The 21,059-nt window shown below is 60.0% G+C and carries 19 protein-coding genes; 16 read left to right on the top strand and 3 right to left on the bottom strand.

Going from position 1 to position 21,059, the window contains the following annotated elements:
- Nucleotides 1-272 precede the first annotated feature (272 nt).
- From B1722_RS09900 to B1722_RS09865, 8 genes are all read left to right on the top strand, one after another.
- A complete protein-coding gene (locus B1722_RS09900) occupies nt 273-1,598 on the top strand; it encodes an OprD family porin (protein WP_041072104.1) in 1,326 nt (441 codons plus the stop codon).
- Nucleotides 1,599-1,893: 295 nt separating this feature from the next.
- Complete coding sequence (locus B1722_RS09895; RefSeq protein ID WP_041072107.1) at nt 1,894-2,532, top strand: peroxiredoxin; 639 nt, start codon at nt 1,894-1,896, stop codon at nt 2,530-2,532.
- A gap of 339 nt (nt 2,533-2,871) precedes the next feature.
- On the top strand, nt 2,872-3,465 hold the full coding sequence (gene ssuE, locus B1722_RS09890) for an NADPH-dependent FMN reductase (RefSeq protein ID WP_027610508.1): 594 nt from the start codon (nt 2,872-2,874) through the stop codon (nt 3,463-3,465).
- Between the two features lie 89 nt (nt 3,466-3,554).
- On the top strand, nt 3,555-4,535 hold the full coding sequence (locus B1722_RS09885; RefSeq protein WP_086792342.1) for a sulfonate ABC transporter substrate-binding protein: 981 nt from the start codon (nt 3,555-3,557) through the stop codon (nt 4,533-4,535).
- Nucleotides 4,536-4,560: 25 nt separating this feature from the next.
- Nucleotides 4,561-5,709, top strand: coding sequence for an FMNH2-dependent alkanesulfonate monooxygenase (gene ssuD, locus B1722_RS09880; RefSeq protein ID WP_047596660.1), 1,149 nt, complete (start codon nt 4,561-4,563; stop codon nt 5,707-5,709).
- A gap of 8 nt (nt 5,710-5,717) precedes the next feature.
- Nucleotides 5,718-6,500, top strand: a complete 783-nt coding sequence (gene ssuC, locus B1722_RS09875) for an aliphatic sulfonate ABC transporter permease SsuC (protein ID WP_086792340.1) — start codon at nt 5,718-5,720, stop codon at nt 6,498-6,500.
- Complete coding sequence (gene ssuB, locus B1722_RS09870; RefSeq protein WP_086792338.1) at nt 6,497-7,303, top strand: aliphatic sulfonates ABC transporter ATP-binding protein; 807 nt, start codon at nt 6,497-6,499, stop codon at nt 7,301-7,303. The genes ssuC and ssuB overlap by 4 nt, the downstream gene beginning before the upstream one ends.
- A gap of 33 nt (nt 7,304-7,336) precedes the next feature.
- Nucleotides 7,337-7,552, top strand: a complete 216-nt coding sequence (locus tag B1722_RS09865) for a molybdopterin-binding protein (RefSeq protein ID WP_007967989.1) — start codon at nt 7,337-7,339, stop codon at nt 7,550-7,552.
- A gap of 182 nt (nt 7,553-7,734) precedes the next feature.
- Here B1722_RS09865 and B1722_RS09860 read toward each other — a convergent pair whose 3' ends face one another.
- Nucleotides 7,735-8,373 (bottom strand): TetR/AcrR family transcriptional regulator, encoded by a 639-nt coding sequence (locus B1722_RS09860; RefSeq protein WP_086792336.1) that lies wholly within the window; start codon nt 8,371-8,373, stop codon nt 7,735-7,737.
- A gap of 259 nt (nt 8,374-8,632) precedes the next feature.
- Nucleotides 8,633-10,009, bottom strand: coding sequence for a glutamine synthetase family protein (locus B1722_RS09855; RefSeq protein WP_003229254.1), 1,377 nt, complete (start codon nt 10,007-10,009; stop codon nt 8,633-8,635).
- Nucleotides 10,010-10,739: 730 nt separating this feature from the next.
- On the opposite strand from B1722_RS09855, the gene B1722_RS09850 reads away from it, so the two are divergent.
- From B1722_RS09850 to B1722_RS09820, 7 genes are all read left to right on the top strand, one after another.
- Nucleotides 10,740-12,098, top strand: coding sequence for a glutamine synthetase family protein (locus B1722_RS09850; RefSeq protein ID WP_007967993.1), 1,359 nt, complete (start codon nt 10,740-10,742; stop codon nt 12,096-12,098).
- 56 nt (nt 12,099-12,154) lie between these two features.
- Nucleotides 12,155-13,519, top strand: a complete 1,365-nt coding sequence (locus tag B1722_RS09845) for an aspartate aminotransferase family protein (protein ID WP_086792334.1) — start codon at nt 12,155-12,157, stop codon at nt 13,517-13,519.
- 171 nt (nt 13,520-13,690) lie between these two features.
- The gene (locus B1722_RS09840; protein ID WP_086792332.1) at nt 13,691-14,800 is read left to right on the top strand and encodes a polyamine ABC transporter substrate-binding protein; all 1,110 of its coding nucleotides are present in this window, start codon (nt 13,691-13,693) and stop codon (nt 14,798-14,800) included.
- Between the two features lie 187 nt (nt 14,801-14,987).
- Nucleotides 14,988-16,085, top strand: a complete 1,098-nt coding sequence (locus tag B1722_RS09835; RefSeq protein WP_041072123.1) for a polyamine ABC transporter substrate-binding protein — start codon at nt 14,988-14,990, stop codon at nt 16,083-16,085.
- A gap of 67 nt (nt 16,086-16,152) precedes the next feature.
- A complete protein-coding gene (locus B1722_RS09830) occupies nt 16,153-17,295 on the top strand; it encodes an ABC transporter ATP-binding protein (protein WP_003229245.1) in 1,143 nt (380 codons plus the stop codon).
- Between the two features lie 35 nt (nt 17,296-17,330).
- The gene (locus tag B1722_RS09825) at nt 17,331-18,212 is read left to right on the top strand and encodes an ABC transporter permease subunit (protein ID WP_174377002.1); all 882 of its coding nucleotides are present in this window, start codon (nt 17,331-17,333) and stop codon (nt 18,210-18,212) included.
- Complete coding sequence (locus tag B1722_RS09820; RefSeq protein WP_086792330.1) at nt 18,209-19,099, top strand: ABC transporter permease subunit; 891 nt, start codon at nt 18,209-18,211, stop codon at nt 19,097-19,099. Before B1722_RS09825 ends, B1722_RS09820 begins: the two co-directional genes overlap by 4 nt.
- Nucleotides 19,100-19,191: 92 nt before the next feature.
- Here the strand turns inward: B1722_RS09820 and B1722_RS09815 are convergent, their stop codons facing one another.
- Nucleotides 19,192-19,833 carry an HD domain-containing protein gene (locus B1722_RS09815; protein ID WP_086792328.1) on the bottom strand — a complete coding sequence of 214 codons (642 nt, stop codon included), beginning with the start codon at nt 19,831-19,833 and terminating at the stop codon, nt 19,192-19,194.
- 199 nt (nt 19,834-20,032) lie between these two features.
- Here B1722_RS09815 and B1722_RS09810 point away from each other — a divergent pair, with 199 nt between their 5' ends.
- The gene (locus B1722_RS09810; RefSeq protein WP_086792326.1) at nt 20,033-20,998 is read left to right on the top strand and encodes a GlxA family transcriptional regulator; all 966 of its coding nucleotides are present in this window, start codon (nt 20,033-20,035) and stop codon (nt 20,996-20,998) included.
- Nucleotides 20,999-21,059 lie beyond the last annotated feature (61 nt).

The raw sequence follows: 21,059 nt of genomic DNA, 5'->3' as shown, positions 1-21,059 counted from the left end.
CTTAGTCGCCGATACGCTGTTTCCCGGCGGAGGTGGCACGATACTGGCCATATTTCGAAATGATATGAAAAAGAATGAATAAATTCTTTTTGGGTTTATTAGGAAATCTTTACTCTGCACGGACCAAATCACTGCGATTAGACCTTGGTCGTAGACACACAAGGTTACGATTGACTTGTCAGTCACGGTCTGGCGCTAATCGCGCATCTTAGGATCCAGGGCATCAGACCCCGGGCCAGGAACACAAGAATTAGAAACGAGAGGAGCTTTACATGAACAAGTCCACCTTGGCCCTGGCTGTGGCCGTAGGGGTTTTGGCGCAGCAGGCAGGCGCCGCCGGTTTCATCGAAGACAGCAAGGCCACCTTGGGGCTGCGTAACTTCTACATCAACACCGACAACCGTGATGGCGCTGGTGCGAACAAGAACGAAGAGTGGGGCCAAGGCTTCGATCTGCGTTTCATCTCCGGCTACACCCAAGGCACCGTGCAGTTCGGTGTTGACGCGATCGGCCTGTACGGCGTGCGTCTGGATTCCAGCCCGGCCACCAGTGGCAACTCCGCCGGTACCGCGTCGGGCGGCACCGTGTTCCCAAGCGATGGCAACCGTGCCGTGCATGACTTCGCCAGCCTGGGCGTGACCGGCAAGGTCAAGATCTCTCAGACCGAACTGAAAGTCGGTACCCTGATGCCGAACAACCCGGTCATCAAGTACAACGACGGCCGTCTGCTGCCGCAAACTTTCCAGGGTGAAGCGATCACCTCGAACGAGTTCAAGGATCTGACCCTGACTGCCGGTCAGGTCGAGGCCGTGAAAGGTCGTAACTCCAGCAACAACGAGAACATGTCGATTGCCGGTGCGAACGCTGGTTCGAACTATGACAAAGGCGTGTTCAGCAACAAGTTCTACTACGGTGGTGCGGACTACAAGGTCACCAAAGACCTGACCGCTTCGTACTACTACGGTGAGCTGAAAGACTTCTACTCGCAGAACTTCCTGGGTCTGGTACACAACTGGGCAATCGGCCCGGGCGTACTGAAAAGCGACCTGCGTTACTACCGCAGCCGCGACAACGGTGCCAACGGCGATACCGCTGCCTACTACACCAGCGGTTACTACGGTGGCAAAACCGTCAAGGGCAAAGTCGACAACGATCTGTACAGCTACCTGGCCCTGTACTCGGTTGAAGGTCACACCTTCGGTGCCGGTTACCAGTACACCAAAGGCGACAGCGACTTCCCTTGGCTGAACCAGGGTGACGGCTCGTCGAACAGCACCATCACCGACATGCAGATCCAGAAGTTCGCCCGTGCTGGCGAGCGTACCTGGCAGGCTCGCTACGGCTACGATTTCGCCAAGATCGGCGTTCCTGGCCTGACCGCCAACGTGATCTACCTGCGTGGCAACAACATCGACACTCCGCTGGGCGAAAAAACCGAGTGGGAACGTGACCTGACCATCGGTTACGTGATTCCGGAAGGTCCGCTGAAGAACCTCGGCGTTGCCTGGAAAAACGCGATGTGGCGTACCGACCTGGCGAACACCCGTTCCCAGGACGAAAACCGCCTGATCGTCAGCTACTCGATCCCGCTGCTGTAATAGCGCGCTCAAGCGGCTGATGTAAAAAAGCCCCGTCCGGCATTGCGCCGGACGGGGCTTTTGCATTTTCGGGTCAGTCTCACCCCCGTAAGCCTGTCCCGAAATTTCCCTCTTTTGCAGCTACTCAAGGCCTTCTCGAACCTTGGGGTCGATGTTCGTCGCGATGGCGGCGAGCGTCCAGTGAACGATGTTTAATATTCCTCTAGGTGCTAGATATCTAGTTATTTATTCTTTTTCATGATGGCAAATCCCAAGCTACAGTTGAGTTCTCCAACAACTCATCAGGAGCAGCACCATGAGCCTCAGACTCGGCGACATCGCCCCCGATTTCGAACAGGATTCCAGCGCCGGCAAGATTCGTTTTCACGAGTGGCTGGGCGATAGCTGGGGTGTGTTGTTCTCCCACCCGGCCGACTTCACCCCGGTGTGCACCACCGAGCTGGGCTTCACCGCCAAGCTCAAGGATGAGTTCAGCAAGCGCGGCGTCAAAGCCATTGCGCTGTCGGTGGACCCGGTGGACTCGCACCACAAGTGGATCGAAGACATCAACGAAACCCAGAACACCATCGTCAACTTCCCGATCCTGGCCGATGCCGATCGCAAGGTGTCCGATCTCTATGATCTGATCCACCCGAACGCCAACGACACGCTGACCGTGCGTTCGCTGTTCGTCATCGATCCGAACAAGAAGATCCGCCTGACCATCACCTACCCGGCGAGCACCGGACGCAACTTCCACGAGATCCTGCGGGTGATCGATTCGCTGCAGCTTACCGACAACTACAAGGTGGCCACCCCGGCCAACTGGCAGGACGGTGAGGAGGTGGTGATCGTGCCGTCGCTCAAGGATGAGGAAGAGATCAAGCGGCGCTTCCCCAAAGGCTATCGTGCGGTGAAACCCTACCTGCGCCTGACGCCGCAGCCGAATAAGTGAATCCAGTGAGATATTTCTTGTAGCTACCGGCGCTTTCGTCGGAACGCCGCCCGGAGCAGGCTCGCTCCCACATTTGAAATGCAGTCTCCCTGTGGGAGCGAGCCTGCTCGCGAAGGCGTCAGTCCGGGCAGTACAGAATTCAGAACCACAAAGCAGGGGATTTCAGGCCGTTTTCACGGCCTGTTTTTTTGCCCGGAACAAAGCAAACCTCATATCTCTTAAATGCATAACCAAATGAATAAATATGATTTATGGATATATAAATCAGCTGGTAAGGTCACTCCATCGAAGCGAGATCGCAACCCGCGAATCGCCTGTAACGCGCAAGGAATTGTCTGAATGCTGGTCGTCTCACTCGGTGGCAGTCCCAGCCAGCGCTCCCGTTCCGGGGTGTTGCTGGAGCGCTCGCAACGCTGGTTGCAGGAGCAGGGGGTGGAAGTGGTGAGTTATCAGGTGCGGGACTTCCCGGCCGAAGACTTGCTTCACGCCCGCTTCGATAGCCCGAAGGTGCTCGACCTGCTGGCGCAGATTGAAAACGCCGACGGTCTGCTGATCGCCACGCCGGTGTACAAGGCGTCGTTTTCCGGCGCACTGAAGACCGTGCTCGATCTGCTCCCGGAACGCGCCCTGAACCACAAGATTGTGCTGCCGATGGCCACGGGCGGCAGCATCGCCCACATGCTGGTGGTCGATTACGCCCTCAAGCCCGTGCTGTCGGCATTGAAAGCCCAGGAAATGCTCCAGGGCATTTTCGCCGAGGACAGCCAGATCGCTTACGGCGAAGGCAGCGCCCAGGCGCAACTGGCGCCAGCGCTGGAACAGCGTCTGCATGAAGCACTGGATCAGTTTGTCAGTGCCATGGCCCGCCGGCCGAAACCGCTGGAGCCGGGGCTGTTGAATGAACGTTTGTTGAGTGCTCGCTGGAGCATTTAAGCCTTACCCGAATTTGCTCCACTCACCTTACTCAGCCGCTAACGGCCAAGCAGGTGCAGCCAAAACCCAACAGCAAAAAGGAGAGCGCTATGCGCACTGTATTTTTGCGTCGTGGTCTGGTCGCTCTGTTTGCTGCGGCTGTGTCCTTCGGCGCCATTACTCAAGCTCAGGCCGAGACTCTACGGATCGGTTATCAAAAATACGGCACGCTGGTGCTGCTCAAAGCCAAAGGCACTCTGGAAAAGCGTCTGGCCGCGCAAGGCGTGGACGTGCAATGGACTGAATTCCCCGGCGGCCCGCAACTGCTCGAAGGCCTGAACGTCGGCTCGATCGACTTCGGTGTTACCGGCGAGACCCCACCGGTATTCGCTCAGGCTGCCGGTGCTGACCTGCTCTATGTCGCCTACGAGCCGCCAGCGCCGAACAGCGAAGCGATCCTCGTACCGAAAGACTCGCCGATCAAATCGGTCGCCGATCTGAAGGGCAAGAAAGTCGCGCTGAACAAAGGCTCCAACGTGCACTACCTGCTGGTGCGCGCCCTTGAAGATGCCGGCCTCAAATACGCTGATATCCAGACCGTATTCCTGCCGCCGGCCGATGCCCGCGCCGCGTTCGAACGCGGCAGCGTCGACGCCTGGGTAATCTGGGATCCGTACCAGGCTGCTGCCGAGCAACAGCTGCAAGCGCACACCCTGCGTGACGGCAAAGGCATCGTCGACAACCATCAGTTCTACCTCGCGACCAAACCCTACGCGCAGAAAAATCCCGAGGTGATCAAGACCCTCGTCGAAGAAGTGCGCGCCGTGGGCGAGTGGTCCAAAGCCAATCCTGAAGACGTGACCCAACAGGTCGCGCCACTGCTCGGCCTGCCGGCGGACATCACCCTGACCTCGGTGAAACGCCAGGGCTACGGAGCGCTGTTCCTGACCCCGGAAGTGGTCGCCGCGCAACAGAAAATCGCCGACACCTTCTACCAGCTCAAGCTGATTCCCAAGCCGTTGAGCATCAAGGATGTGATCTGGACCCCACCGGCCGCTGTGGCCCAGAGCTCGGTTACCCAAGCCCAGTAAATCGAATCCCCAAGGAGACCACTCCATGAGCCTCAACATCTTCTGGTTCCTGCCTACCCACGGCGACGGCCATTACCTTGGCACCGCCGAAGGCGCCCGCGCCGTTGACCACGGTTATCTGCAACAGGTCGCGCAAGCGGCGGATCGTCTGGGTTTTGGCGGCGTGCTGATTCCCACCGGCCGTTCGTGCGAAGACTCGTGGCTGGTGGCCGCGTCGCTGATCCCGGTGACCCAGCGTCTGAAATTCCTTGTCGCCCTGCGCCCCGGGATCATTTCCCCGACAGTGGCGGCGCGGCAGGCAGCGACCCTGGATCGTCTGTCCGGCGGTCGCGCGCTGTTCAACCTGGTGACCGGTGGCGACCCGGAAGAGTTGGCCGGTGATGGTCTGTTCCTCAACCACGAAGAGCGTTATCAAGCCTCGGTGGAATTCACCCGCATCTGGCGTCGTGTGCTGGAAGGCGAAACCGTTGATTACGACGGCGAACACATCAGCGTGAAGGGCGCCAAGTTGCTCTATCCGCCGATCCAGCAACCGCGTCCGCCGCTGTACTTCGGTGGCTCTTCGGAAGCAGCGCAGGATCTGGCTGCCGAACAGGTCGAGATGGTCCTGACCTGGGGCGAGCCGCCAGCGGCGGTGGCCGAGAAGATTGAGCAGGTGCGCGCCAAAGCCGCCAGGCTCGGACGTACCGTGCGATTCGGTATTCGTCTGCATGTGATCGTGCGCGAAACCAACGCCGAAGCCTGGCAAGCAGCCGACCGGCTGATCTCGCATCTGGACGACGACACCATCAAACGTGCGCAAGCATCGCTGGCGCGCTTCGACTCGGTTGGTCAGCAACGCATGGCCGCGCTGCACGGCGGCAGTCGCGACAACCTCGAAGTCAGCCCGAACCTGTGGGCCGGCGTCGGTCTGGTGCGCGGCGGCGCCGGTACCGCGCTGGTCGGCGATGGTCCGACCGTGGCCGCCCGCGTGAAGGAGTACGCGGATTTGGGGATCGATACGTTCATCTTCTCCGGTTATCCACACCTCGAAGAGTCGTACCGCGTCGCTGAGCTGCTGTTCCCGCACCTCGACATCGAGCGTCCGGAGCTGCCGAAAAGCGCCGGTTATGTCAGCCCGTTCGGCGAGATGGTGGCTAACGACATTCTTCCCAAAGCCGCGTCGCAGAGCTGAGGCGCGCCATGAAGAAACTTATCCACAACCTCGCGCCCTGGGCGTTGCCGGTGCTGTTGCTGGCGGTGTGGCAGTTGTCGGTGTCGGCCGGTTGGTTGTCGACGCGGATTCTGCCTGCACCGGTGGCGGTGATCGAGGCCGGTGTCAGCCTGGTGCGCAGCGGCGAAATCTGGACGCACCTGGCAATCAGCGGCTGGCGCGCGGCGCTGGGTTTCACCATCGGCGGCAGCATCGGCCTGGTGCTGGGCTTCATCACCGGCCTGTCGAAGTGGGGCGAACGCCTGCTCGACAGTTCGGTGCAGATGATTCGCAACGTGCCGCACCTGGCGCTGATTCCGCTGGTGATCCTGTGGTTCGGCATCGACGAGTCGGCGAAGATTTTCCTGGTGGCGTTGGGCACGTTGTTCCCGATCTACCTCAACACTTATCACGGCATCCGCAACGTCGATCCGGCGTTGGTGGAGATGGCGCGCAGTTATGGCTTGAGCGGTTTCAGCCTGTTCTGGCAGGTGATTTTGCCGGGCGCGCTGCCTTCGATTCTGGTCGGCGTGCGCTTTGCGCTGGGCTTCATGTGGTTGACGCTGATCGTTGCCGAAACCATTTCCGCCAGCTCCGGCATCGGCTATCTGGCGATGAATGCCCGGGAGTTTTTGCAGACCGATGTGGTGGTGCTGGCGATTCTGCTTTACGCGGTGCTCGGCAAACTCGCCGACCTCGCGGCCCGTGGACTTGAACGTGTGTGGTTGCGCTGGCACCCGGCTTATCAGGTTGCCAAGGGAGGTGCGGCATGACTGCTCAACAACCTCCACGCCTGCTGCGCGGGATTCCGCTGGTGGTGCGCAACCTGCAGAAAACCTTTGGCGCGCGACAGGTGCTGCGCGACATCGACCTGCACATTCCAGCGGGGCAATTCGTCGCTGTGGTCGGGCGTAGCGGTTGCGGCAAGAGCACGTTCCTGCGTCTGCTCGCCGGCCTCGATCAACCGACTGGTGGCGACCTGTTGGCCGGTGCCGCACCGCTGAGCGATGCGCGCGAAGACACCCGGCTGATGTTCCAGGAAGCACGGCTGCTGCCGTGGAAAAAGATCATCGACAACGTCGGCCTCGGCCTTAACGGCAACTGGCGCCCGCAAGCGCTGGAGGCGCTGGAAGCGGTGGGTCTGGCCGATCGTGCCAACGAATGGCCGGCCGCCTTGTCCGGTGGGCAGAAGCAGCGTGTGGCGCTGGCCCGAGCGCTGATTCATCAGCCGCGCCTGCTGCTGCTCGACGAGCCGCTGGGTGCGCTGGATGCGCTGACCCGGATCGAGATGCAGCAACTGATCGAACGCCTCTGGCAGAAACATGGGTTCACCGTGCTGCTGGTGACCCACGACGTCAGCGAAGCGGTGGCGATTGCCGACCGGGTGATTCTGATCGAGGACGGCGAAGTCGGCCTCGACCTGCCAGTGGAGCTGCCACGCCCGCGAGTGCGCGGATCGCATCGACTGGCGGCGCTGGAAACCGAAGTGCTCAACCGTGTTCTGTCCCTGCCCGGCGAGCCGCCGGAGCCGGAACCTGTTTCACCACTGCCTACGCAATTGCGCTGGGCTCAATAACTCAAGTTACCTCCAACGACAGGAATCAAAGCCATGACTATCAAAGCCATCAACGTGCGCAACCAGTTCAAAGGCTCGATCAAGGAGATCGTTCTCGGCGACGTGCTGTCGGAAATCGACGTGCAGACCGCCTCCGGCATCGTCACTTCGGTGATCACCACCCGCTCGGTCAAGGAGCTGGAACTGGCGGTAGGCAGCGAAGTGATCGCCTTCGTGAAATCCACCGAGGTGTCGATCGCCAAGTTGTAAGCCAGTGAGTAAAAAACAACCCCGAAGGCGTGAGCCCTTCGGGGTTTTTTGTTATCTGCATCCGCTGAGGATGGTGTCGTGGCCATCGCTGGCAAGCCAGCTCCCACAGGTTATCTGTCGGTCAGCAAATCTGCATACACAGAAGTTCCTTGTGGGAGCTGGCTTGCCAGCGATGAGGCCATTCAGCTCACCAGATGTCTCTTGGGCAGATAAGGCGGCAGATACAACCCGAGATAGGCATCAAACACCCGCATCCCTTCCTCGGCCATGCGCGGCGTGATCTGTCCGTGCTGCTGCACCGAGCGCGCATACACGCGGTCGCCCAGTTCCATCGCCAGCGCAAACACGTCGACATCGTTCGGCAGTCGCGGCAATTCGAAGTGATGGTCGAACAACTTGTGCATCAGGTCGCCGAGTTCGATGTCGTGTTGCCGGTCGGCCTGGGTCACTTCGGTGAGGCCATGTTGGGCGAGGATCAACTGACGGGCCGCCGCGTCTTCGCCGTAGATCTCCAGCATGCGTTGCTCGATCAGTCGCGAGAGGTCGCGCCAGTCGCGCAGGGCGTCGTGGTCGATCGGCGCTTGCAGGCAGGCGCGAAACGCCGCGTGCACGTCGGCGGTCAAGGCTTCGAGCAGCGCCGGGACGCTGGCGAAGAAGTGGTAGACCGAGGAGGGCGGAATCTGCGCGCGTTCGGCGACGCTGTAGATCGACAGACTGGCCACCCCCTCGGCGGCCAGCAGCGTGCGCGCGGCGTCGAGTATCGAATCGATGCGCGCCTGGCTGCGGGCACGGGGTTTGCGGACGGGGGCGGGACGCGTCATGGAAGTCTCCTGCGGGGCAGCGGGCATTGTACGAGCCGGGTTCGATGTTGTCTGCCCGGACGCCATCGCTGGCAAGCCAGCTCCCACAAGGAATGTTTTTGTACTTGGAATCTATGCTCGACGAAGAGCATGTGGGAGCTGGCTTGCCAGCGATCCGCCGCAGGCGGCCCTTCACACCAAACACAGGGGTTTGTGTTCTGCCATAAAAAAACGCTGCGGGCTGTAATGGCCGGCAGCGTTTTTTATTCCTGCAAACCGCTTAAACGGTATGCAGATACCAGTTGTACTCAAGGTCGGAGATGGAGTGTTCGAACTCCTCCAGCTCGCTTTCCTTGCAGGCGACGAAGATATCGATGTATTTCGGATCGATGTACTTGGCCATCACCTCGCTGTCGTCCAGCTCACGCAGGGCATCGCGCAAGTTGTTCGGCAGGCTTTGTTCGTTCTGCTCGTAGCTGTTGCCTTCGACCGGAGCGCCCGGTTCGATCTTGTTCACCAGACCGTGATGCACACCGGCCAGAACCGAAGCCATCAGCAGGTACGGGTTGGCGTCGGCGCCGGCCACGCGGTGTTCGATACGCACGGCATCGGCTGAGCCGGTCGGTACGCGGATCGCCACGGTGCGGTTGTCCAGGCCCCAGCACGGCGAGTTCGGTACATAGAACTGCGCGCCGAAGCGACGGTACGAGTTGACGTTCGGGCAGAGGAAAGCCATCTGCGCCGGCAGGGTCTCGAGCACACCGCCGATCGCGTGACGCAGCGCGGCGTTCTGCTCGGGATCCTCGCTTGCAAAGATGTTCTTGCCATCTTTGTCGAGCACCGAGATGTGGACATGCAGACCGTTGCCCGCCTGGCCCGGATACGGCTTGGCCATGAAGGTGGTGTCCATTTCATGGTCGTAGGCGATGTTCTTGATCAGACGCTTGAGCAGTACCGCGTAGTCGCATGCCTTGATCGGGTCGGCGACGTGGTGCAGGTTCACTTCGAACTGCGCCGGGGCACTTTCCTTGACGATGGCGTCGGCCGGGATGCCTTGTTCTTTGGCGCCTTCCAGAATGTCCTGGAGGCAGTCGACGTATTCGTCGAGGTCGTCGATCAGGTAGACCTGAGTCGAGTGCGGGCGTTTGCCGGAAATCGGCGAGCGTGGCGGCTGAGGGCGGCCGTTCACGTTTTCCTGGTCAATCAGGTAGAACTCCAGCTCGAAGGCTGCGCAGATGGTCAAGCCGAGCTCGTCAAACTTTGCAACAACTTGACGGAGCACTTCGCGCGGATCGGCGAAGAACGGGTCGCCTTCGAGTTCGTGCATGGTCATCAACAGTTGCGCGGTCGGGCGCTTCTGCCATGGCTCGTTGCACAGAGTATCGGGGATTGGATAGCAGATCCGGTCGGCGTCGCCGATGTCCAGACCCAGGCCGGTGCTTTCCACCGTAGAACCATTGATATCCAGAGCAAATAGAGAGGCCGGCAGGTTGATGCCTTTCTCGTAAACCTTGTGGAGGCTGGTGCGTTCGATGCGCTTGCCGCGCACCACACCATTCATATCCGCAATCAGAAGGTCAACGTACAGAACCTCAGGATGTTCCTTAAGGAACGCGTTCGCTTCGTTAAGCTGAACGGCACGCGGGGGTACCGACATGATGCAACACCTTTGTTGTTAAAAATATCAATCATTGATCTTTTCTGGTTTCAGTCAACCCGAACGGCATGCCGAAGTCAAGCGAGGCCTTTTTTGCCCTAAAAAAGCGCTGCAAGGGCATTTATGGGGCACTTTGGGGCGGTTTTTTGTCCTTGGGACGCTTGGCACCCGCGGGCTTGAGCAGGCCGTGTTGTATTTTTTACGGGGGTGTTGTGTAAAAAAATGAACAAGGCTAAGCTCCGATCAAACCCATAACAGCAATAATACCGGGGTGCTTCATGTCTCGCCTGCCGTTAATCGGCATCACCGACTGCTCGCAACAGTCCGGTCTGCATGCTCAACACATCAGTGGCGACCAATCCGTCCGTAGTGCAGCCCGCAAGGCTCGCGGGCTGTTGACGATGTCCTCGTCCGCATCAGGCCAAACGGCAGCGTCCGTTATTCTGGACGTACGGCAAAGCATTCTGTTTATGGCGCCTTCCTTCAATATAGATCCCTTTGAGTCCCAAAGCCTGTGCCGCTTCCCCAGCCGTGCTCATGATTCTGCACGCCTTGAATGTGCACAGGAAATGCAACGCCAGCGTAAAGGGCAGGTAAGCTCCTCTTTCATTGTCGATGCGCGGTGCCAGGCGTAAGCCGGCACTGCGCGCAAGCAAGCCCCCTTTAACGCGACGCCACGGCGTCAAACTTTGCCTGACACGATGTCAGGAGACTCAGCCCAGAGGCATTTATGAGTAACAACCTCGACCAGCTCACCGATTGGTTGAAAGACCACAAGATCACAGAAGTCGAATGCATGATCGGCGACTTGACCGGTATCACCCGGGGCAAGATCTCGCCGACCAACAAATTCATCGCCGAGAAGGGCATGCGCCTGCCGGAAAGCGTGCTGTTGCAGACCGTGACCGGCGACTACGTCGAAGACGACATCTATTACGAACTGCTCGACCCGGCCGACATCGACATGATCTGCCGCCCCGACCAGAACGCCGTGTATCTGGTGCCATGGGCCATCGAGCCGACCGCCCAGGTGATTCACGACACCTACGACAAGCAAGGCAACCCGATCGAGCTGTCGCCGCGCAACGTGCTCAAGAAGGTCCTGAAACTCTACGCCGACAAGGGCTGGCAGCCGATCGTGGCGCCGGAGATGGAGTTCTACCTGACCAAGCGCAGTGACGACCCCGACTATCCGCTGCAGCCGCCGATCGGCCGCTCGGGCCGTCCGGAAATCGGGCGTCAGTCGTTCTCCATCGAAGCGGCGAACGAGTTCGACCCGCTGTTCGAGGACGTCTACGACTGGTGCGAACTGCAGGAGCTGGACCTCGACACGCTGATCCACGAAGACGGCACGGCACAGATGGAAATCAACTTCCGTCACGGCGATGCACTGTCGCTGGCCGACCAGATCCTGGTGTTCAAACGCACCATGCGCGAAGCCGCGCTCAAGCACGACGTGGCCGCCACCTTCATGGCCAAGCCGATGACCGGCGAGCCGGGCAGTGCGATGCACCTGCACCAAAGCATCATCGACATCGAGACCGGCAAGAACGTGTTCTCCAATGAAGACGGGACCATGAGCCAGCTGTTCCTGCACCACATCGGTGGCCTGCAGAAACTGATCCCGGAATTGCTCCCGCTGTTCGCGCCGAACGTCAACTCGTTCCGCCGCTTCCTGCCGGACACTTCGGCGCCGGTGAACGTGGAGTGGGGCGAAGAGAACCGCACCGTGGGCCTGCGCGTCCCGGATGCCGGCCCGCAGAACCGCCGCGTGGAAAACCGCCTGCCGGGCGCCGACGCCAACCCGTACCTGGCGATTGCCGCGAGCCTGCTCTGCGGTTACATCGGTATGGTCGAGGGGCTGAACCCGAGCGCGCCAGTGGTCGGTCGTGGCTATGAACGCCGCAACCTGCGCCTGCCGCTGACCATCGAAGACGCGCTGGAGCGTATGGAAAACAGCGCAACCATCGAGAAATACCTGGGCAAGACCTTCATCACCGGCTACGTCGCGGTCAAGCGGGCCGAGCATGAAAACTTCAAGCGCGTGATCAGTTCCTGGGAGCGTGAGTACCTGCTCTTCGCCGTCTGATACGCCGGGCGCGGCTGGTAGCAGCCGCGCCTTCACCGATAACAAGGAGAATTGGCATGACCAGCAACAACCCGCAAACCCGTGAGTGGCAAGCCCTCAGCAGCGAACACCACCTGGCCCCGTTCAGCGACTTCAAGCAGCTGAAAGAAAAGGGTCCACGGATCATCACCAACGCCAAGGGCGTGTACCTGTGGGACAGCGAGGGCAACAAGATCCTCGATGGCATGGCGGGTCTGTGGTGCGTGGCGATCGGTTATGGCCGCGATGAGCTGGCTGACGCCGCCGCGAAGCAGATGCGCGAACTGCCCTACTACAACCTGTTCTTCCAGACCGCGCACCCGCCGGCACTGGAACTGGCCAAGGCCATTGCCGACGTGGCGCCGGAAGGCATGAACCATGTGTTCTTCACCGGCTCCGGCTCCGAAGGCAACGACACCATGCTGCGCATGGTTCGCCACTACTGGGCGATCAAGGGCCAGCCGAACAAGAAAGTCATCATCAGCCGCAAGAACGGTTACCACGGTTCCACCGTGGCCGGCGCGAGCCTGGGCGGCATGACTTATATGCACGAACAGGGCGACTTGCCGATTCCGGGCATCGTCCACATCGCCCAACCGTACTGGTTCGCCGAGGGCGGCGACATGTCGCCGGAAGAGTTCGGCATCTGGGCCGCCAATCAGCTGGAAGAGAAGATTCTTGAAGTCGGCGTGGACAACGTCGGTGCGTTCATTGCCGAGCCGATCCAGGGCGCCGGCGGCGTGATCATTCCGCCTGATACCTACTGGCCGCGCATCAAGGAAATCCTCGCCAAGTACGACATTCTGTTCGTCGCTGATGAGGTGATCTGCGGTTTCGGCCGTACCGGCGAGTGGTTCGGTTCGGATTTCTACGACCTGAAACCGGACATGATGACCATCGCCAAAGGCCTGACCTCCGGTTACATCCCGATGGGTGGCCTGATCGTCCGTGACGATGTGGTGAAGGTGCTCAACGAAGGTGGCGACTTCAACCACGGCTTCACCTACTCCGGGCACCCGGTGGCGGCAGCGGTGGGTCTGGAAAACATCCGGATTCTGCGCGACGAGAAAATTATCGAGAACGCGCACAACGAAACGGCACCGTATTTGCAGAAACGTCTGCGCGAACTCAACGACCACCCGTTGGTGGGCGAAGTGCGCGGCGTCGGTTTGCTGGGGGCGATCGAGCTGGTGCAGGACAAGGCCACTCGCAAGCGTTACGAAGGCCGGGGCGTGGGCATGATCTGCCGGCAGTTCTGCTTCGATAACGGCCTGATCATGCGCGCCGTGGGCGACACCATGATCATTGCGCCGCCGCTGGTGATCAGCAAGGCGGAGATCGATGAACTGGTGACCAAGGCACGCAAGTGCCTGGACCTGACCCTCAGTGCGTTGCAAGCCTAAGTGCTAGGCTTCGAGCGGGGGAGCTGCGGCGCTCTCGCTCGAAGGTGTCAGAAAGGTGGGCCTTTTCTTGAAAGACCGCCTCCGATCTTGCCAGACTAGCCGCAGTTCCAGTTGTCGGGGTTCGGCCGCTGAACAAAGTGGTTCAAAAAAGAAAAATTTGGAGCATGACGCATGAAGGCATTAGGTAAAAAGCTTGCTGGCAAGACTCTTCTCGCGCTGTCCGTCGCGGGCATGATGGCGGGTGCGGTTCACGCGGACGAGAAGGTACTGCACGTTTACAACTGGTCCGACTACATCGCTCCGGACACCATTGCCAACTTCGAGAAAGAGTCCGGGATCAAAGTCGTTTACGACGTATTCGACAGTAACGAAACCCTGGAAGCCAAACTGCTGGCGGGGAAATCCGGTTACGACGTCGTTGTGCCGTCGAACAACTTCCTGGCCAAGCAGATCAAGGCCGGTGTTTATCAGGAGCTGGACCAGTCCAAGCTGCCTAACTGGAAGAACCTGAACCAGGACCTGCTCAAGGCCGTGTCGGTCAGCGATCCGGGCAACAAGCACGCCTTCCCGTACATGTGGGGTTCGATCGGTATCGGTTACAACCCGGAGAAGGTCAAGGCCGCGCTGGGCGTCGACACCATCGACTCGTGGGACGTGCTGCTCAAGCCGGAAAACATCGCCAAGCTCAAGGGCTGCGGTGTGAGCTTCCTCGATTCGCCGACCGAAATGCTCCCGGTCGCACTGCACTACCTGGGCCTGCCTACCGACACCCAGAAGAAAGAAGACATCAAGAAAGCCGAGGATCTGTTCCTCAAGATTCGTCCTTCGATCACCTACTTCCACTCCTCCAAGTACATCTCGGACCTGGCCAACGGCAACATCTGCGTAGCGGTCGGTTACTCGGGTGACGTGCAGCAGGCCAAGTCCCGTGCCGCCGAGGCCGGTGACAAGGTGAAAGTCAGCTATGCCATTCCGAAAGAAGGCGCTGGCAGCTTCTTCGACATGGTCGCCATCCCTAAAGATGCCGAAAACGTTGAAGGCGCCTACAAGTTCATGACCTTCCTGCAGAAGCCTGAAGTCATGGCCGGCATCACCAACGCCGTACGCTTCCCGAACGGTAACGCTGCTGCGACCGCTCTGGTGGCAAAAGACATCACCAGCGATCCAGGCATTTACCCGCCAGCCGACGTGCAGGCCAAGCTGTATGCGATCGCCGACTTGCCGGCCGCTACCCAGCGCGAAATGACCCGCAGCTGGACCAAGATCAAATCCGGTAAATAAGCCGGTTTGAAGCAGCAACCGCTGGCTGTCGTCGCCACGACGGCGGTCAGCGGATCAATTAAATGACAGAAAGTTTTGCTGGATCGGTTTTTCGAAGGTAAGTTGCGCGCCGGTTTTGTTGCCGGGCAACCGTGACTGTCATGCAGCACGGGGCAACTTGGGCCCAACTAAATTAGAGGACCTCCACTTGCCTATTTTTTCTTCTTTGCGCAAAGCCCTGCTGGCCACTGCCGGCCTGACGATCGCTGTCGGAGCCCAGGCCGCCGGTACGGTGCATATTTATAACTGGTCGGATTACATCGGCGAGACCACCCTGGCCGACTTCCAGAAAGAAACCGGGATCAAACCGGTGTACGACGTGTTCGATTCCAACGAGACCCTGGAAGGCAAGCTGCTGGCCGGGCGTACCGGTTACGACGTGGTCGTGCCGTCGAACCACTTCCTTGGCAAGCAGATCAAGGCAGGCGCGTTCCAGAAGCTCGACAAGTCGCAGCTGCCGAACTATGCGAATCTCGATCCGGTGCTGCTCAAGCGCCTGGAGCAGAACGATCCGGGCAACCAGTACGCGGTGCCGTACCTGTGGGGCACCAACGGCATCGGCTACAACGTCGACAAGGTCAAGGCCGTGCTCGGTATCGACAAGATCGACTCCTGGAGCGTGCTGTTCGAGCCAGAGAACATCAAGAAGCTGCACAGCTGCGGCGTCGCGTTCCTCGACTCGGCCGATGAAATGATGCCGACCGTGCTCAACTACATGGGCCTGAACGCCAACAGCACCAATCCGAAGGATTACGCCAAGGCCACCGACAAACTGCTGGCCGTGCGTCCTTACGTCACCTACTTCCACTCCTCGAAATACATCGGTGATCTGGCCAACGGCGACATCTGCGTGGCCATCGGTTTCTCCGGTGACATCTTCCAGGCCAAGCACCGTGCCGAGGAAGCCAAGAAGGGTGTGAACATCGCCTACTCGATTCCGAAAGAGGGCGGCGCGCTGTGGTTCGACATGCTGGCGATTCCGAAGGACTCGTCCAACGTCAAAGAGGCCCACGCCTTCATCAACTATTTGCTGAAACCTGAGGTGATCGCCCAGGTCAGTGATTACGTCGGTTACGCCAACCCCAACCCGGGGTCGGACAAGCTGATGGAGCAGTCCATCCGCACCGATGAAGCGGTTTATCCACCGCAAGCAGTCCTCGACAAGACTTACGTGTCGGTCGAGTTGCCACCCAATATTCAGCGTTTGATGACCCGTAGCTGGACCAAGGTCAAGTCGGGCAAGTAAGGCACAAACTATCCTGGGTTCGTCCGCATGGGGCGAACTGCACTGTTTTTTTCTGGGAGTTTCGTAAATGGCAGTTGCCTCCGGCGCCTATAAGAAAGCCCTCGAGGGCGACCAGACACCTAAGCAGGTGTTGGTCAAAATCGACCGGGTCACGAAGAAGTTCGACGAGACGATTGCCGTGGACGATGTGTCCCTGGAAATCAAAAAGGGCGAAATTTTCGCCCTGCTCGGCGGTTCGGGATCGGGCAAATCCACACTGCTGCGGATGCTGGCAGGGTTCGAACGGCCCACGGAGGGGCGCATTTTCCTCGACGGCGTCGACATCACCGACATGCCGCCGTACGAGCGACCGATCAACATGATGTTCCAGTCGTACGCCTTGTTCCCGCACATGACCGTGGCGCAGAACATCGCCTTCGGTCTCAAGCAGGACAAGATCCCCAACGCCGAGATCGATGCGCGTGTGGCCGAGATGCTCAAACTGGTGCAGATGAGCCAGTACGCCAAGCGCAAGCCGCATCAACTGTCCGGCGGTCAGCGGCAGCGTGTGGCACTGGCGCGTTCGCTGGCCAAGCGGCCGAAACTGCTGCTGCTCGACGAACCCATGGGCGCACTGGACAAGAAACTGCGTTCGCAGATGCAGCTGGAGCTGGTGGAAATCATCGAGCGTGTGGGCGTGACCTGCGTGATGGTGACCCACGACCAGGAAGAGGCCATGACCATGGCCGAGCGCATCGCGATCATGCACCTGGGCTGGATCGCCCAGATCGGCAGCCCGATCGACATCTACGAAACCCCGACCAGCCGTCTGGTCTGCGAATTCATCGGCAACGTGAACATCTTCGAAGGCGAAGTGATCGACGACGCTGAAGGCCACGCGACCATCACCTGCAAGGACCTCGACCGGCAGATCTATGTCGGCCACGGCATCAGCACTTCGGTGCAGGACAAATCCGTGACCTACGCGATTCGTCCGGAGAAGCTGCTGGTCACCGCCGAAATGCCGACCTGCGAATACAACTGGTCCAGCGGCAAGGTGCATGACATCGCCTACCTCGGTGGGCACTCGGTGTTCTACGTCGAATTGCCGAGTGGCAAGCTGGTGCAGTCGTTCGTTGCCAACGCCGAGCGTCGCGGCCAGCGTCCGACCTGGGGTGATCAGGTTTACGTGTGGTGGGAAGACGATAGCGGCGTGGTACTTCGCTCATGAACATGCGCAAATTCAAACGCCGGCTCAATCGAATAATTCCCGGTGGCCGCCAGTTGGTCATCGGGGTTCCCTTCATCTGGCTGTTCCTGTTCTTCATGCTGCCGTTCTTCATCGTCCTGAAGATCAGCTTTGCCGAAGCCGATGTGGCCATCCCGCCGTACACCGAGATCTACACCTTCGCCGAGCAGAAGCTGCAACTGCTGCTGAACCTTGGCAACTACGCAATGCTCGGCGACGACGAGTTGTACATCGCCGCGTACCTTGGCTCGCTGAAGATGGCGTTCTTCAGCACGCTGTTGTGCCTGCTGATCGGCTACCCGATGGCCTACGCCATCGCCAGCGCCCGTAAAGAGCTGCAGACGGTGCTGGTGCTGCTGATCATGATGCCGACCTGGACCGCGATCCTGATCCGTGTGTATGCGTGGATGGGCATTCTCAGCAACAACGGCCTGCTCAACGGGTTCCTGATGAGCATGGGCTGGATCGACGAGCCGCTGCAGATCCTCAACACCAACCTCGCGGTGTACATCGGTGTTGTCTACTCGTACCTGCCGTTCATGATTCTGCCGCTGTACGCCAACCTGGTGAAGCACGATCACAGCTTGCTGGAGGCCGCTGCCGACCTGGGTTCGAGCACCTTCAACAGCTTCTGGAAAATCACCATTCCACTGTCCAAGAACGGGATCATTGCCGGCTGCATGCTGGTGTTCATCCCGGTGGTCGGTGAGTTCGTGATCCCGGAACTGCTTGGCGGTCCGGAAACCCTGATGATCGGTAAAGTGCTCTGGCAAGAGTTCTTCAACAACCGTGACTGGCCGGTGGCGTCTGCCCTGGCGGTGGTGATGCTGGCGATCCTGATTGTGCCGATCATCCTGTTCAACCGCAGTCAGGCCAAGGAAATGGAGGGTAAAGAATGAAGCGCTTCCGTTTCTCCAGCCTGATGCTGGTACTGGGTCTGTTGTTCATCTACCTGCCGATGCTGATCCTGGTGATCTACTCGTTCAACGCCTCGAAACTGGTGACGGTGTGGGGCGGCTGGTCGGTGAAGTGGTACGTCGGCCTGCTCGACAACACGCAACTGATGGGCTCGGTGGTGCGCTCGCTGGAAATCGCCTGCTACACCGCGGTTGCTGCGGTGGCGCTGGGCACGCTCGCCGCCTTCGTCCTGACCCGCATCACCCACTTCAAGGGCCGCACGCTGTTCGGTGGCCTGGTGACGGCGCCGTTGGTGATGCCCGAAGTGATTACCGGTCTGTCGCTGTTGCTGCTGTTCGTGGCCATGGCGCAGATGATCGGCTGGCCGCAGGAACGTGGCATCGTCACCATCTGGATCGCCCACACCACGTTCTGTGCAGCGTATGTGGCGGTGGTGGTGTCGGCGCGTCTGCGTGAGCTGGACCTGTCGATCGAAGAGGCAGCCATGGACCTCGGTGCGCGGCCGTGGAAGGTGTTCTTCCTGATCACCATCCCGATGATCGCGCCTTCGTTGGCAGCGGGCGGCATGATGTCGTTCGCGCTGTCGCTGGACGACCTGGTGTTGGCGAGCTTCGTTTCCGGCCCGGGTTCGACGACGCTGCCGATGGAAGTGTTCTCGGCGGTGCGTCTGGGCGTGAAGCCGGAGATCAATGCCGTGGCCAGCCTGATTCTGCTGGCGGTATCGCTGGTGACCTTCCTGGTGTGGTTCTTCAGCCGCCGCGCCGAAGAAGCGCGCAAGAAAGCCATCCAGCAAGCCATCGAAGAAGGCGCTGCCGATTCGTGGAAACAACCGGACGTGCGCCGCGCGCCAAGTCCGGAAGCGGCCTGACAGGCAAAAAGATCGCAGCCTGCGGCAGCTCCTACAGGGATCGCATTCCACTGTAGGAGCTGCCGCAGGCTGCGATCTTTTGTTTTTGGAGCTCAGGAAATCCAGGGAGATTGGCGGATGACCTCGACAAAGTTCATCGGCCTGAACCCCGGCTCCTGATCCACCAGCACATCGGTCTTCACGTTGCCGAACGTGGTCTGCGGACGATGGCGCAAGCCGTCGGCAAACGCGCAGATGATGCACTCCTTGAAACCTTCCCCGCGTGGATGCGCATGCACCACCGCCTCGCGCTGGGTGCTGCTGAACGCCGCGTAATCCATCCCCAACACGTCCATCTCGACACCCGCCGTCACCAGCGCCACAGTCGGCCGCAGATGTTTGGGCACGCCCGGCGTGGTGTGCAGGGCAATCGACAGCCAGACCTGTTCGATGTCGTCTTCGCTGAGCCCGTACGGTTTGAGAAACGCCGCTGCCGCGTTGGCGCCATCCACTTCGAAACGCTCGTCGTCACTGCGATAGCCCTCGACCAGTCCGAGGTCGTGGAACATCGCGCCGACATACAGCAGCTCCGGGTTGTAGGTCAGTTGTTGGCGTTCGCCGCTCAGCGCACCGAACAGAAACACCCGGCGCGAGTGGTGGTAGAGCAGGTCGGATTCGATGTCGCGAATGTACTCGGTGGTGGCCCGGGCGAGGGCGCTGTCGGGGATTTTGATGCCGGCAATGGTCGTGCTCATAAGGTGTTTCCTCGTCGAAAACGCCGTTGTGGCGCTGATGGACAAAGTCTGTTCCCCGAGGCACTGCACGGACAATCAACCCATGGCTGCGATCCTTGCCAATCGACCTGCAAATCGTGCCAACTCACTTAAAACAGCAGACACCGAACCTGTGGCGAGGGGATGAATCCCCTCGCCACAAAGATCCCCAAGGAGGCTTATGAACAGAACCATCGCCATCGTGGTGTTTCCCGGCGTGCAGGCGCTGGATGTCAGCGGGCCGATGGATGTGTTTGCCGAGGCCAATCGTTTTCTGCCGCCCGAGGATCACTATCGGCTGGAGGTGATCGGCGTCGAGCATGGCCCGATGGCCTGTTCCAACGGATTGAACCTCAGCGCTCACCGGCACTTCAGCGAGGCGCTCGACGCCTGGGACTTGCTGCTGGTCGCCGGCGGCCCGCAGTTACCGTTTCTGGATTTCGGCAAAGGCTTCGACACCTGGCTGCGCGAGGCCTGTGCCCGTGCGCGGCGTTTTGGCTCGATCTGCAACGGCGCGTTCATGCTGGCGCGGGCGGGGCTGCTGGACGGGCGAACGGTGACCACTCACTGGAACGATGCCCAAGCGCTGGCGCAATTGTGTCCATCGGCGCGGGTCGAAGCCGATCGCCTGTATGTCGAGGACGGTGCGCTCTATACCTCGGCCGGGGTGACGGCGGGGATCGATCTGTCGCTGTACCTGTTGGCCCGCGATCACGGCGCTGACGTGGCGCTGAGCGTGGCCAAACGGCTGGTGGTGTTCACTCAGCGCTCGGGCGGGCAATCGCAGTTCAGCCCGTTCCTCACACCGCATGCGGAGTCGACGTCAGCGGTGGCGATGGTGCAGTTGTATGTGCTGGCCAACCTCACCGGCGATCTGACGATTGCCGATCTGGCGAACGCGGCGAACATGAGCGCGCGCAATTTTTCCCGGGTGTTTGCCCGTGAGGCTCGGGTCACCCCGGCAGAGTTCGTCGAAAGTGCGCGAGTGGATGCGGCGCGAGTACTGCTGGAAAGCACCACGGCACCGCTGAAGACCGTGGCCTATCAGTGCGGGTTTCGCGATGCGCAGCACATGCGCAGTGTGTTCAATCGCCGGTTGGGGGTGACGCCGCAGCAGTTTCGGCTGAATTTTGCGTTGATGCTCTGAAGGTCTCTTGTGTTCTTAAGGGCCCCATCGCTGGCAAGCCAGCTCCCACAGGTTTCTCGGG

It is taken from the genome of Pseudomonas sp. SCPG-7, from assembly GCF_002156405.1.
In the GTDB taxonomy this organism is placed as follows: domain Bacteria; phylum Pseudomonadota; class Gammaproteobacteria; order Pseudomonadales; family Pseudomonadaceae; genus Aquipseudomonas; species Aquipseudomonas parakoreensis.
Note: the sequence above shows the minus strand (reverse complement) of the source record. Positions and strands in the feature narration are given on the sequence as shown.